General features: G+C 64.2%; 10 protein-coding genes, 1 tRNA gene and 2 pseudogenes. 1 reads left to right on the top strand and 12 read right to left on the bottom strand.

Features of this window, described 5'->3' with window-relative positions; genetic code table 11:
• The 9 genes and pseudogenes from ACTS1X_RS03585 to ACTS1X_RS03545 all read right to left on the bottom strand — a co-directional run.
• A pseudogene (locus ACTS1X_RS03585) lies at nucleotides 1–2149 on the bottom strand (hypothetical protein); the annotation flags it as partial.
• Between the two features lie 53 nt (nucleotides 2150–2202).
• Nucleotides 2203–2529: an RHS repeat domain-containing protein gene (locus ACTS1X_RS03580; protein ID WP_442613006.1), complete on the bottom strand. Its 327-nt coding sequence runs from the start codon at nucleotides 2527–2529 to the stop codon at nucleotides 2203–2205.
• The gene (locus tag ACTS1X_RS03575; RefSeq protein WP_442613005.1) at nucleotides 2526–2861 is read right to left on the bottom strand and encodes a hypothetical protein; all 336 of its coding nucleotides are present in this window, start codon (nucleotides 2859–2861) and stop codon (nucleotides 2526–2528) included. Before ACTS1X_RS03575 ends, ACTS1X_RS03580 begins: the two co-directional genes overlap by 4 nt.
• A gap of 407 nt (nucleotides 2862–3268) precedes the next feature.
• Nucleotides 3269–3613: an RHS repeat domain-containing protein gene (locus ACTS1X_RS03570; protein WP_442613004.1), complete on the bottom strand. Its 345-nt coding sequence runs from the start codon at nucleotides 3611–3613 to the stop codon at nucleotides 3269–3271.
• The gene (locus ACTS1X_RS03565; RefSeq protein WP_442613003.1) at nucleotides 3613–4005 is read right to left on the bottom strand and encodes a hypothetical protein; all 393 of its coding nucleotides are present in this window, start codon (nucleotides 4003–4005) and stop codon (nucleotides 3613–3615) included. The genes ACTS1X_RS03570 and ACTS1X_RS03565 overlap by 1 nt, the downstream gene beginning before the upstream one ends.
• Before the next feature lie 1124 nt (nucleotides 4006–5129).
• Nucleotides 5130–5205 (bottom strand) — tRNA-Thr (locus ACTS1X_RS03560).
• 246 nt (nucleotides 5206–5451) lie between these two features.
• Nucleotides 5452–6333 (bottom strand): hypothetical protein, encoded by an 882-nt coding sequence (locus ACTS1X_RS03555; protein ID WP_442613002.1) that lies wholly within the window; start codon nucleotides 6331–6333, stop codon nucleotides 5452–5454.
• A gap of 116 nt (nucleotides 6334–6449) precedes the next feature.
• Entirely contained in the window at nucleotides 6450–7703 is a 1254-nt protein-coding gene (locus ACTS1X_RS03550) for a mechanosensitive ion channel (protein ID WP_442613001.1), read from the bottom strand.
• Nucleotides 7704–7768: 65 nt separating this feature from the next.
• Complete coding sequence (locus ACTS1X_RS03545; protein ID WP_442613000.1) at nucleotides 7769–9082, bottom strand: replication-associated recombination protein A; 1314 nt, start codon at nucleotides 9080–9082, stop codon at nucleotides 7769–7771.
• 117 nt (nucleotides 9083–9199) lie between these two features.
• Between ACTS1X_RS03545 and ACTS1X_RS03540 the strand changes: the two genes are divergently transcribed.
• The gene (locus ACTS1X_RS03540; RefSeq protein WP_442612999.1) at nucleotides 9200–9796 is read left to right on the top strand and encodes a PadR family transcriptional regulator; all 597 of its coding nucleotides are present in this window, start codon (nucleotides 9200–9202) and stop codon (nucleotides 9794–9796) included.
• A gap of 9 nt (nucleotides 9797–9805) precedes the next feature.
• On the opposite strand, the gene ACTS1X_RS03535 is transcribed toward ACTS1X_RS03540, so the two are convergent.
• From ACTS1X_RS03535 to ACTS1X_RS03525, 3 genes and pseudogenes are all read right to left on the bottom strand, one after another.
• The gene (locus tag ACTS1X_RS03535; RefSeq protein WP_442612998.1) at nucleotides 9806–10012 is read right to left on the bottom strand and encodes a hypothetical protein; all 207 of its coding nucleotides are present in this window, start codon (nucleotides 10010–10012) and stop codon (nucleotides 9806–9808) included.
• 51 nt (nucleotides 10013–10063) lie between these two features.
• A complete protein-coding gene (locus tag ACTS1X_RS03530) occupies nucleotides 10064–11245 on the bottom strand; it encodes a glycosyltransferase family 4 protein (RefSeq protein WP_442613007.1) in 1182 nt (393 codons plus the stop codon).
• Between the two features lie 123 nt (nucleotides 11246–11368).
• Nucleotides 11369–13137 (bottom strand): annotated as a pseudogene (locus ACTS1X_RS03525) (DNA-directed RNA polymerase subunit beta'); the annotation flags it as partial.

Raw genomic sequence — 13137 nt, 5'->3', positions numbered from 1 at the left:
CGCCAAAGCCGCCGACGGTTTCGGTGATGCGGCCGAGCACGTCGTACGTGTTGCGCGTGATCCGGTCCGGCCCTTGCGAGCCCTCGGTATCGAGCGTGCAGGCCGAGGACGGGAGCGAGGCGAACTGGGCCGGGTTCATCCGCACCGTGCTGCAATCGAGCAGGTTGCGCGCGTCATAGCTGAACTGGCTGACGGCGTAGGTCGTGCCGCCTTCGGACGCAGCGGTCCGGGTGCGCAGGCGGCGGCTGTTGTAGCTATGGGTGAGCGTCTGGTCGACATCCAGCGTCGTATCGGTCGGGCTCGTCACCGTGCCGGACTGGACGGTCAGCGGCTGGTTGTCGGCGTCGCGATAGGTGGTGCGCGTCGCCGCCCGTTCGGTTCCCGCCGCGCCGAGCGGAGCGATTTCCCATGTCCGGCGGTTTATCGTGTCGTAGCGGTAATAGGCGGTATCGTCCGCGCCGCCCAACGGCCCGTTTTCCGAGAGCAGGTTGCCGTGGGAATCATAGCTGTAGCTGGTCGTGGCGACCGGCGTTCCCGCGCCGTTGGTCCGCGACATGGTAGCGGGCAGCATCGTGTTGGCCCAATAGGTATAGCGGGTAACCTGGGTCGTCGTATTCCCCGGGCAGGTGGCGGACGCGATCGGGGTGCTCGCGGGAACCCCGCATATCTGCTCGCTCGACAGCCGGGTGATCCCCCCGGCCGTCGCATAGAACCTGCGGGTCAGCCGCCGCTGACCGTTGGCGCCGGCCGGCTCGAGCATCTTCTCCATGCCGCCATGTGCGTACCAAGTGTAGTCGGTCCAGTATCCGGCCGCGTCGCGCGTCCGGGTGGGAAGGAAGCAGGTGACGTTCGCACAGGCCCCGCCGCCGGGGCCGGGCGGGGCGCCGGGCGTCGGAAACTCCGCCCGCTGGATCAGGTCGGTGCCGGTCGTGGGATGATCGCGCCGCTCGACGACATTGCCGAAATCGTCATAATCGACCTCCACACCGTTGCCGCGCGGATATGTTATACCGATCAGCCTTCGTTGAAGATCATAGCTGTAGTTGGTGGTTTGATTGAGTCCGTTGACCACGCTGGTCGTGACGGTCGCGAGGCGCGGATTGGGGTCAACATCGTTGTTGACCGTGCGCTGATACCCGTTGGGCCCGGTGAGGACGACCTGGGTGAGATCGCAGCTCAGCCCGTTGCATTTGCCGGTGGTGCTGGGATTGCTCTCGGTAGCGGTATAGGTCCAGGTGACGCCGTCATTGACGACCTGGCCGACCCGCGGCGCCGTCGCGCCCGAGGCCTGGGTCGCGACGAAGCTGTCTGTGCTCATCCCGGGCAGTCGCATCGTCACGGAGCTGGTGAATATCGCCACGTCCATAGCGTCGGAACAGCAGCTCCATTGGCGTCCCGCCAGATCGGTGATCGTGCCGCTGGTTCCGTAGGTGTGGCGCGCCAGAGGCGTCGTCGTGTCGCTGGAACTGTAAATCGTTGCCTGTGCCAGAGTGCTCCACTGCGCCGTGCCGGGCGCCGTGTTCGACTGATAAGACAAAAGCATCACATAGCCGAGATTGCTGACAATCGATGCCGGCCGCGTATAAGTCGTTCCACCGGAATCCGCTTGCGAATAGTTGAAAGTGAGTGTCTCGCCATTCGGGTACGCGATCTCAGTCCCATAGAAGCTGTAGAACCGCCCGAACGTCCCCAATGTGTCGTTTCCGAGGAGGCCGTAGGTTACCCGTACGCCGTTGCCGCCCTGCATGAAGCCGTAGCCAAGGGAACTGCCGGAGAGAGTGGATCCGTTGAACGTATTCGGCCAGCATTGGAACTCGAAGCATTGGAAGCCCTCCGACGTTCCGTCGCCGGTGTTGACCTGAGCGTTGCCGAAGGAAAATTCATCGATCGGCACGAAGCTGGTCATGACCGGCACCGTCAGCTGCAGCCGTTGCAGCCTCAGATTGGGGGCCGCGGGGATCGAGAGAGTCGGGACGGGGCGCGCTACATTGCCGCGGATCATGTCCACGCCATTGGCGTCGGGCTCGACATTGAGCGGGTCGATAAGAACGTCGTTCGGTTGCGCTGCGGCGGGAACAGCCAAGCAGGCCAGCAGAGCCAGACAGATCGTCTTGATGAAAGCGGTGATGGCAACTCCAGCTTTTGTCATCTTTCGGCCTTCCTTGCGGATAAGAGCGACGTGCGTCCCGGGCGACGGAACGCTCATGGTATGGCGATCACGATCGGCCGGCCGCCGATGATCACGACGACGAGGCCCGCCCTCCCGGCGGTTTCGGTGCGGCTGACGCGGTTGCCGGCAGCGTCATAGGAGATCGTGGCGCTCGCGCTGTCGCTGCGCCTCTGTTCGATCAGGCGGCCGAGCGCATCGTAACAGTAAATCTCGACGCTGCCCGGGCCGCTGGGTTCGGGGCAGGCCTGCTGCGCCCGGGCCTCTTCGCCGGCAAGCGGCGAAAGGAGGAGCACGGCAGCGGCGAGCACTGCCCTGGCGCCGGTTCGCGCCCGCGCGGCAATGGCGATGCGCGCGCTCATTGTTCTTGAAACATGTAGTTGATCGTGCATTCGCCCGTGCCGCCGACCATCCGGAATGTTATCGGCGCCTGCTGGACATAGGCCGTGAGGACCATGGCGTACCATTCGGAATAGGCCGAGACCGTGGTCGCAAATCGCAGGTACAGGCTGGATCCGGGATCGCAGTCCAGCTGCGTTTCGTCGCCCGACGTCCTCAACGCAATGTCGCCGGTGCCACTGACGAATAGCCTATCGATCGTAACATCGTTACAAAACACGCCGGAACAATCGGCCAGTGCTTTTCCGGGCATCAGAATAAAGACCAGGGCGGCGATCAAGGCAGAATAGCGCATTTGTTTCCTTTCCGATTTCACCGGATGCCGATCATCGGCCGACGACCGAATCCCGGCGTGCGACTCGGGATAGAGGTCGATTTCCTATTTTGGAACAAAAAGTGAACAATGCTGATTTGGAAACGCGAAAAGGGCCGCCTGCAACGCTGCAAAAAGAGCCGGCTGAAATACGCGGACACAGGGAAAGATCGATCCGCTTCCTGGACCATCGCGCGACCTCCCTTCGCGTTTTCCGATGTATCACAATTCGTTACGGCAGCAAAGCGATCTCGGGTTCGTCGGGCAGGATCGCCGATCGGACGATCATGGGCCGCCGTTCGCGGTGCCCGTCATGCGGTCGGTTACGCCCGAGAGCGCTTCGCCGTCGTTGCGACGATCCAGGGAAACGCCATCATGGAGCGGTCGGGTTACTCGATCACGACGACCACCCGATCCCCGCCGATCGCGATGACGCGCAATTCGGCCGGAGAAGCGGAGGCTCCAACTACGTCGTACTCGACACGGTTGCCGGCATCGTCATACTGGAACGTGCTGTGAACGGGACCGAGCGGACCTTGCTCCTGCTCGACCTCAATGAGCCGGCCAAGCGCGTCATAGGTATAGTTGGTGCTGTCCTGCGCCTGCAGAGAGGAGCCGGCCGCGAACAATGTTGCGGTCAGCGTTATCCGGGCAACCGCCGAAGAGGCTCGAGCCGGTCCGGGCGACATATGGCTGGATCGCAGACGATAGCCGGTCTCCGCAGTCTTGTGCATCAGGGCACGTCGACCAGATACATGCCGGTCCAGTTATCGGCGGGCAGGTTGGGATAGGTGAACAGCTGGCTGCAACTCGTCCAGCTTCCGGGAAAATAAAAGGAGAGGTCGCTGCCGGTGCCCAACGCCGTCAGCGCGGTCGCGTGAATGCGCTGGCAGTCCGTGGGCGTGTAGGTCGTGCCGCCATAAGTCACGTTCCCATCGAGCGAGCACAGATAGACATAGCCATGACCGAAATCGATAATGAGGCGACCGTCAGGATCGTAGAGGATGACATTGACAGGACCGCTGCAAGAAATCCCGGCCTGGGCAATGCTGGACAATGACAGTCCGCAAAGGGCGCCCAAGATCCCCAGAATGCGCCGGCCGCTCCGCTTGGTTTTCTTCGCCAAAGCTTTCCTCCCTCGCGGTTGAATGTTCAGGCTGCACGACATTCTTATTGCTGCTACAATATGCTAAGTTGAGTCGATGAACAAGAACTGCCCCCCTTGGAATTCGCCGTGATCGGATGGCTGCTGTTATCGATCGTGCAGGTCGCCGAACCGGCTCAGCCGGTTGCCGGGGGACCAGGCGGTCCTTCGATCGTGCGCGATCGCAGCCTTGAGCGCGCCGCAAATCCGGAACCGGGACCGGCCGACCGATCGACCAGACGCGCCGCTCTCCCGCATGGCGATCCGGTCGAACGCTCTACAGCTCGCGCTCCCCTGCCGCTGCCACGTGGCGAGCGACTTGAACGCTCGACCGAAGCGGCGCCGATATTGGCGGGAGAAGAGACGGAACGTTCGACAACCGCTGCGCCGGTTCCAATCCCCAGCGAGTCGCCTGGACCGGGCGATCGCATTTGAGAACCCGGCCGGCACGCACAAAGGAAGATAGCCACCGGACCCCTAGGATCTACGACTTTCTCTCGAAGGCGAAGACATGATCGATCGAAAATCAGTCGGTCCGTTCGCGCGTGTGGCGGCAACGGTCGGAGTGATATCGCTTATGATGCCGACGGCAACGCTCGCCAGAATCCGTTGCCCAGCACCGGAAGCGATACACGCCCGAACAGACTGACCTGCCCCATTAAGGTGGTCCACCGGCTAAGTTAGAGTTCGGGCGGTTTCGGCCAAAACTCTTCAGTAGTTATCGATCTTCGGCAAGGCGCATCTCACCCGGATGGCGCGGTTATCGTTCCTGGCACCTGATATCGTCTCTGCCATTCTCGAAGGAAGGCAGCCGGTTGATTTGACAACGCGTCGACTCTTGCGCGCGACGAATATCCCGCTCGATTGGGCCGAACAGCGCAAATTTCTCGGTTTTTCCTGAATTTCTCCACATCGTCGAAAGTGCATCTGCGATCCGGCTTTTGGGGGTTGAGAGACGGGGCTGGGAAATCGTTGTCATCATCGAAGACAAAGCGTCTCTTGGCTTCTGTTCTAGATCATGCATGGCGCGTAAAGCACGGAAATTGCGCGATAATATCAAAGGTTCGGCCAATACTGCCGAGCAGTATCGTGAGCCGGGAACTGCGTGGTGCCGGATGTCCGACTCGAACGGACGACCTACCGCTTACAAGGCGGTTGCTCTACCAGCTGAGCTAATCCGGCGCGCCATGTGCAGGCGCTCCCATGCCCGCAAAGACCGCAGACGTCCAGCCCCGTTTCGGGCGCGCTTCCGCCTTAGTGAATTCCGATCAGCCGCTCCGGCGAAGCGCGCCGGCGCAGCCCGGTCCCGTTCGGCGCCTGGCGTTTCTCGTTCGGGAACATCGCCGTCCCGTCATTCGGCGCGCCGGCGGCACCGTTTATGTCGGTGGCCTGAAATCGGCCGACCTCCATGTCATCGACATGCTGTCCTCAGGCGACGCCGAAGGTCCATCCCTCGGTGCGGGCCAGCCTCTCGTCGAGATCCTCGGGCTGCCAAAGCACCGGATCGTCGGCCGCCCGTCTCAGCCAGGCGCTGGCCAGTATCGCGTCCGTGCTGTGATCGTCATAGCGGTCCAGTGGCACATGGGGATCGCTGTCGAGCACCGCCAAGGCCAGGTCGAGACGACCGGCCTCGCGCAGCTTGGTGGGGCCGGTGAGCCCGGCGGACCGGGCGGCGATGCCGGTATAGATTTCGACGAGCAATGGCCCGGCAGCCGGCACCGGGTCGAAGGGCCAGACGGGTATCCGGGTGCGGATGCGGTTGAGAATGCGCATTCCGGTGAGGCTGGATTTGCCGACCTGCGCGGCGCCGACCAGGTTGAAACAGGAGACGGCATTGCCGCGCTTCTGTTCGCGGCAACGTCGCTCGGTCACCCGCAATCGTCCGAGCGGCGCTTCGAACCGGTTGCCGGTGATCGTGTCGCGGCCGGCCTGGTACCGGAAATGCGGTGCGAAAGACGGGTCCTCGAGCAGGGCGGAGGCGGACAGATGGGGTTCGTCCGCGCACAGCGAGTCGATCTTTGCCCACAGTGCGCGGGCATCGGCCGGGCTCTCCGCCGCGCCGGGGAAATAGGTCCCGTGATCGGCAAAGGGGAGGGCGGCGGAAAAATCGAAGCCGATGAGCATATCCGCGCGCTCGGCCGCCCGGTGTTCCAGCCATCCCAGCGCATCGGCCCGCGACCAGCCGGCGCCGGATGCGACGAGGGCGGGCGCTTGCGCGTCCGCCCCTGCAACCGCCAGGGCGATGCCCTTGGGCCTTGCCACCGCCTGTCCCGACCAGTCGAAACAGGCGAATTGGGCAAAGCGGCGCATAGTGTGTCAGACCTTCGGATTTGCCTCAGGCGTGGCACCGGCCCAGTCCCCCTCCCGGCCACCCGACCACTCGGCGGGTAGCGGGAGGCCGGGGGAGTGGGCCGGTGCCGAACAGATCAGATACCCGGAGGCGTCTTGTCCCCCGGATTGGTCTGGCTGGCTTTGCCCTCCGTCCAGCGTTCGAGCAGCTTGTGGGCCGTCGGCCGGCCGCCGAGCCCGAAGGCGATGGCTGCCGCGACCGCGGCCGAGCCGAGAATGGCGGCGAAGGCGATCACGACGATCTCGTCGGCAATCTGCATGAATTTGAGGCCCATGGCCGCAAACAGCGCGATGATCAGCCATTTGAGGATCGTCGGCAGCATGCCGGCCGTTTCCCCCGTCGAGCTCGCCATCAGGCCGGAGAGCAGGCGGGCGAGCAGGATGCCGACCGCGATGATGACCAATCCGAAGATCACCCGGCTGCCGAGCGCGACCACTTCGGTGACCATCGCCTGGACCGACTGGATTTCGAGCACTTCGATGGCCGCCACGGCGGACACGAGCATGATCGCGGTGAGGGCGATCGTGCCGATCACGCGGCTGGCCTTGACGCTCGCGGGCAACAGCCCGGAACCGGACGCCGCGTTATCGACGCCCAGAGCCTCGAGCAGCTGCTCGAGCCAGGCCTTGACCCAGCGGCCGATGAAATAGGCGATGCCGAGGATCAGCGCCGCGGCGATGATCCGCGGGATGAAGAAGGCCACATCGTTGAGGATCGCCACCAGCGGATCGGAGATCGATCGGAGCTGCATCGCCTCGAGCGAGGCCGTGGCGAACGGGATGATGATCAGGACGAAGACGATGATGCCGATCGCGGTGCTCAGCGTCGTGCGCCCATCCGCTGCCGGCTTCGGGATGTCGTCGCCCCCCGTGATCTCGCCGGCTCCCGCGCGGGCCAGCCATTCGTCGGCGTTCACCGCCTTGAGCGCGGTTTCGACGATCCGCCGGACCACATTGGCGATGATGACGCCGAGGAAGAGGAGGAGCCCCGCGCCGATCAGGTTCGGCAGGAAGCCGAATATGTCCGTCGTCAGTTCGCGCACGGGATCGAGAACCCCGCTGAGCTGAAGCGGCTGCAGCGCGACGACGAGACCGACGAGCCAGACGATCCAATAGGCGAGCGTGCCGATCTGGCTGCCCACGGTTTCACCGGGTTCGGCTGTGCTGTGCTTCTGAAGCGCGGGTATCTTGTCGACCATGCGGGCGATCGCCCATTTGACGGCCTTGGCGATGAAGTGCGTGATCAGAAGGATCAGCAGCGCGGCGCCGATCTTGAGCACCCACTCCCACACCATCGGCCAGTCTATGTCGCGATTGAGATCGAATTCCATCAGATTTCCCCTGTTCGGCAAAAGAGACTTGCTGAATTCAGGATACCCGTTTTCACCTGCCTTGCCTAATCAATCCGGCGTTCGGCGCGCAATTTCGCCCAGAAAGCAAGGCGTTCCGCGATTTTCGCTTCGAATCCACGGGGCGACGGCTTGTAGAAATCGAGCGGTTCCATCTCCTCGGGCCAGTAATCGTCGCCCGAAAAGGCGTCGTCGCGCTCATGGTCATAGGCATAGCCCTTACCATAGCCGACATCCTTCATCAGCCGGGTCGGGGCGTTGAGGATGTTCTTCGGCGGCATCAGCGAGCCGGTATCCTTGGCGGACTTCCACGCGGCCTTCTGCGCCTTGTAGGCGGCGTTCGATTTCGGCGCGGTCGCGCAATAGAGACAGGCCTGGACGATCGCGAGCTCGCCTTCGGGACTGCCGAGAAACTGATAGGCATCCTTCGCGGCGAGGCACTGGACCAGCGCCTGCGGATCGGCAAGGCCGATATCCTCGCTGGCGAAGCGGGTAATCCGCCGCAGCACGTAGAGCGGCTCTTCGCCCGCGATCAGCATCCGCGCGAGATAGTAGAGCGAGGCTTGCGGATCCGAACCGCGCATCGCCTTGTGCAGCGCGGAGATCAGATTGTAATGGCCCTCGCGGTCCTTGTCGTAGACCGGAACGCGCCGGTGCAGCATCTCGGCGAGCCCGGCCGGATCGAGCGGCTCGGGGAGATCGACGGAGAAGAGCGTCTCGGCTTGGTTGAGCAGGAAGCGGCCGTCGCCATCGGCCGAGGCGATCAGCGCGTCGCGCGCGGCATCGGTCAGCGGCAGCGGCCGGCCCTCATGCGCTTCCGCGCGCTCCAGCAGCGTGCCCAGCGCGTCGGCGTCGAGCCGGTTGAGGATCAGCACCTGGGCGCGGCTCAGCAGCGCGGAATTCAGCTCGAAGGACGGGTTTTCGGTCGTCGCCCCGACCAGCGTCACCGTGCCGTCCTCGACATAGGGGAGGAAGCCGTCCTGCTGCGCCCGGTTGAACCGGTGGATCTCGTCCACGAAGAGCAGGGTGCGCCTTCCCGCGCCCGCCATCTGCCGTGCCTCGGCAAAGGCCTTCTTGAGATCGGCGACGCCGGAAAAGACCGCCGAGATCGCCACGAAGCGCAGGCCCACGGCATCGGCCAGAAGCCGTGCGATCGTCGTCTTGCCGGTGCCGGGCGGTCCCCAGAAGATGATCGAGGCCAGTTTTCCGGCCGCCACCATCCGTCCGATCGGTCCGTCGGGACCGGTCAGATGCTCCTGTCCCACCACGTCGGACAGTTGTTTGGGGCGCAGGAGATCGGCCAGCGGCGCGGCTTCAGCCGCGCCGTTCCCGGCGTCGTCACGGGCGAACAGGTCAGCCATGGCCGAACCCTAAACCAATTTGCGGGGCATTCCAGCCGTCGCGATACAAGGCCCTTGACAACATATCTAAGATATATTTTAGATAGATCGAAGAGTCCAAGGTTCAGGAGGCATATGATGACCTATCGATATTGGCGCAGTTGCGGCTCGCGGCGCGGAATGGGACTGCCCGAAGCGCTGCTGGCGATGCAGTTCGGCGGCTGGAACGGCGATTTCGGCGACTGGGGCACGCGCGGCCGCGGCCGCCGCCGGCGCCGCCGGATGTTCGATTCCGGCGAACTCAGGCTCGTCCTGCTCAAGCTGATCGAGGAGGAGCCGCGCCACGGCTATGATCTGATCCGCGCCATCGAAGACATGACCGACGGCCAATATGTGCCGAGCGCGGGCGTGATCTATCCGACGTTGAGCCTGCTCGAAGATAGCGGCCTGATCGACGCGCTGGAGAGCGACGGCGCGCGCAAGGCCTTCGCGATCACCGATGAGGGAAGCGCCGAGCTCGAACGGAAGGCCGACGAAGTCGAGGCACTGATGGCGCGTCTCTCGCGGCACGGCGAGCGCGCCCGGAACGGCGACAGCGCGACGGTGAAGCGGGCGATGGGCAATCTGTTCGCCGTGCTCGGTCACCGGCTGTCGGAAAAGGGCATCGACGAAGCGCTGGTCCGCGAGGTGACCGATATCCTCGACGAGGCGGCGCAGCGGATCGAGCGTCTCTGACCGGACCGTTCAGTCGCTCTCGAGGCGGGCTTCCAGATCCTCGCGAATCTGTTCGGGCGTCGCATGGCGCTTGAAAAACCAGGTCGCGATCATCGTCCCGATCCCCGAAATCAGGAGAAACGCCGCGAATCCGACGGCGTCGAAACGGATCAGTAAAACCGCCATTCCCGATGCGAGGAAGGCGAAACCGATCAGGAATTTCAGCCACGGTACCATCGTCAGGCTGATAACAGCTGATGGTTTCGCGCGGGTAAAGCTGCGACGGGCCTAGGGAACCGGGCTGCGCGGCGGACCGCTCACCCCATCGCCGCGCTGGCGCAGGACGCGCAGATAGCCGTCGACGAGCGCCTGGTTCACCTGGTCCCAGCCATAGCGCTCGCTGGCCGCGCAACCGGCGGCACCCGCGGCCTTGCGGGCCTCTTCATCCTCGCAATAATGCCGCAGCGCGTCGGCAAAGGCCTCGATCGCGCCCGGGCGGACGAGCCGGCCGGTGACGCCGTCATCGACAAGGCTTTGGCTCCCCGTGGCCCTGGCGGCGACGACCGGCAGGCCCGCCGCCATCGCCTCGAGCGTCACATTGCCGAAGGTTTCGGTGATGCTCGGATTGAACAGCATGTCGAGTGAGGCCACGGCCCGCCCCAGATCGGCGCCTTTCTGGAATCCGACGAAGAGGCCGTTGGACAGCCGCCGCTCGAACCATTCGCGCGCCGGGCCTTCGCCGATGACCAGCACCCGATGCGCGACGCCCCGCCGTTCGAGCTGGTCGATCACGTCGGAATAGACGTCGAGGCCCTTTTCCATGACGAGCCGGCCGACGAAACCGATCACGACCTCGTCGTCTCCGATGCCGTGGCTTCGCCGCCAGGCCAGGTCGCGACGTCCGGGATGGAATATCTCGCGGTCGATGCCGCGAGACCAGATGCCGACATCGTAGCTCATCCGCTGTTCGCGCAGAATCTGGGCCATGGATTCGGACGGCGCGAAGATCGCGTCGCAGCGGCGGTAGAAACGGCGGAGCAGGGCGACCACCAACGGCTCGAGAAAGGTCAGGCCGTAATAGCGCGGATAGGTTTCGAAGCGCGTGTGGACCGACGCGACGGCCGGGATGTCCCAGCGCCGCGCGAGGCTGAGCGCGCGATGGCCGAGGATTTCCGGGCTGGCGATGTGGAAGATGTTCGGCGCGAAATCGGCGATGTCCCGTCGCACATTGCCGGGCAGGCGCAGCGGCGCCCGATATTCGGCCCGGCCGGGCAGCGCGAGGGCAGGGACATGGACGAGGTCACCGGTCGCCTCGAAATCGGGTTCCTCGACCGTCGGCGAATAGACGCGCACGGCGGCGCCCTTGCTCAGCAGATAGCCGACCAGGCGGTTGAGCGCCTGGTTCGCGCCGTCGCGGACATAATTATAGTTGCCGCTGAACAGGGCGATGCGGAGATCGGTAACGTCCATCATGGGGGGATAATCGCTTGCGCTCGAAAGGCCAATGCCGGGCGAGTGCGCCCGGTGCGGCGTGAAAAAGCCCCGCCGGATCGCGCCGGCGGGGCTGTTTTCCTTCGCAGGACCGGGCAAGGCTTAGCTCTCGCTGGCCTCGGTTTCGGTCGCGACGTCTTCCTCCGCCGGTGGGGCGGCGGCTTCCTGAGCGGCAAGCATCGCTTCCTGCAGCTTCTTCTGCTGCGCGCGAAGCGCCGCATCGCGCGAGGATGCCGTCACCCGGACGCGGTTCATGCCCGCGCCCGTGCCCGCCGGAATCAGCCGGCCGACGATGACGTTTTCCTTCAGGCCCTGCAGCGTATCGATCTTGCCCTGGACGGCGGCCTCGGTGAGGACGCGCGTCGTTTCCTGGAACGAGGCGGCCGAGATGAAGCTGCGGGTCTGCAGCGACGCCTTGGTGATGCCGAGCAGCACGGGCTTGCCCTGGGCCTTCTTCTTGCCCTTGCCGAGCCGGTCGTTGATCTCGTCCATCTCCGCTTCGTCGAGCTGTTCGCCGGCGAGCAGCGTGGTATCGCCGCCATCGGTGATTTCGACCTTCTGAAGCATCTGACGAACGATCGTCTCGATATGCTTGTCGTTGATCTTCACGCCCTGCAGGCGATAGACCTCCTGGATCTCCGAGACGAGATATTCCGCCAGCGCCTCGACGCCGAGGACCTCGAGGATGTCGTGCGGATCGGGCGAACCGGCGACGAGATCGTCGCCCTTCTTCACGAAGTCGCCTTCCTGCACGTCGATGATCTTGGTCTTCGGGATCAGATATTCGACCGGATCGCCTTCTTCCGGGACGATCGCGATCTTGCGCTTCGCCTTGTAATCGCGGACGAATTCGATGCGGCCGTCGATCTTGGCGATGACCGCATTATCCTTCGGCACCCGGGCTTCGAAAAGCTCGGCAACCCGCGGCAGACCGCCGGTGATGTCACGCGTCTTGGCGGCTTCGCGCGGCAGGCGGGCGACGATATCGCCTTCCTGCAGCTCCTGGCCGTCCTCGACCGAGATCACCGCGCCGGGGATCAGGCGGTAGACGCCCGCTTCGCCGCTATCGGCGTCGAGCAGCGTGATGCGCGGCTTGAGATCGTCCTTCTTGGTCTTCGCCTGGTCTTCGGTAACGACGCGCTGGGTGATGCCCGTCGCTTCGTCGGTCTCTTCCTTGACCGTGCGGCCGTCGACAATGTCCTGGAACTTCGCCGTACCGCCCTTTTCGGTGATGACCGGAGCGTAGCTCGGATCCCATTCGGCAATCCGGTCGCCCTTGGCGACGGTCTCGCCGTCCTTCTGGAGCAGACGCGCACCATAGGGAACGCGGAACACGCCGAGTTCGCGGCCTTCCTCGTCGAGGATCGCCAGTTCGCCGGATCGCGACAGCGCGAGCGTGCGCTTCTTGCTGTCGACGATGGCGTTGAGCTCGCGATATTCCAGCTTGCCGTCGGCCGGCGATTCCAGGTTCGACTGCTCGTTGAGCTGGGCGGCGCCGCCGATGTGGAAGGTCCGCATCGTCAGCTGGGTGCCGGGCTCGCCGATCGACTGGGCGGCGATCACGCCGACCGCTTCGCCGATATTCACCGGCGTACCGCGGGCGAGATCGCGACCATAGCATTTGCCGCAGACGCCGACCTTGGATTCGCAGGTCAGCGGCGAACGGATCTGGACCGACTGCACGCCGGATTCCTCGACGGCAAGCGCCATCTGCTCGTCCATCATCTCGCCGGCCTTGACGATCACCTCGTCGGTCTTGCCGTCGATGATGTCTTCGGCCGCCGTGCGGCCGAGGATACGCTCGCTGAGCGTGGCGATCGTCGAACCGCCCTGGACGATGGCTTTCATCTCCAGGCTGTTCTTCGTCTTGC

Origin of the sequence: Parasphingopyxis sp., assembly GCF_052168275.1 — a bacterium.
Lineage (GTDB): Bacteria > Pseudomonadota > Alphaproteobacteria > Sphingomonadales > Sphingomonadaceae > Parasphingopyxis.
Note: the sequence above shows the minus strand (reverse complement) of the source record. Positions and strands in the feature narration are given on the sequence as shown.

Excerpts from the sequence above, each read along its gene's own strand:
- ACTS1X_RS03575 (WP_442613005.1), bottom strand. The coding sequence starts at position 2,861 with ATGCGCTATTCTGCCTTGATCGCCGCCCTGGTCTTTATTCTGATGCCC.
- ACTS1X_RS03535 (WP_442612998.1), bottom strand. The coding sequence starts at position 10,012 with ATGGTACCGTGGCTGAAATTCCTGATCGGTTTCGCCTTCCTCGCATCG.
- ACTS1X_RS03580 (WP_442613006.1), bottom strand. The coding sequence starts at position 2,529 with ATGAGCGCGCGCATCGCCATTGCCGCGCGGGCGCGAACCGGCGCCAGG.
- ACTS1X_RS03545 (WP_442613000.1), bottom strand. The coding sequence starts at position 9,082 with ATGGCTGACCTGTTCGCCCGTGACGACGCCGGGAACGGCGCGGCTGAA.
- ACTS1X_RS03530 (WP_442613007.1), bottom strand. The coding sequence starts at position 11,245 with ATGGACGTTACCGATCTCCGCATCGCCCTGTTCAGCGGCAACTATAAT.
- ACTS1X_RS03550 (WP_442613001.1), bottom strand. The coding sequence starts at position 7,703 with ATGGAATTCGATCTCAATCGCGACATAGACTGGCCGATGGTGTGGGAG.
- ACTS1X_RS03540 (WP_442612999.1), top strand. The coding sequence starts at position 9,200 with ATGACCTATCGATATTGGCGCAGTTGCGGCTCGCGGCGCGGAATGGGA.
- ACTS1X_RS03555 (WP_442613002.1), bottom strand. The coding sequence starts at position 6,333 with ATGCGCCGCTTTGCCCAATTCGCCTGTTTCGACTGGTCGGGACAGGCG.
- ACTS1X_RS03570 (WP_442613004.1), bottom strand. The coding sequence starts at position 3,613 with ATGCACAAGACTGCGGAGACCGGCTATCGTCTGCGATCCAGCCATATG.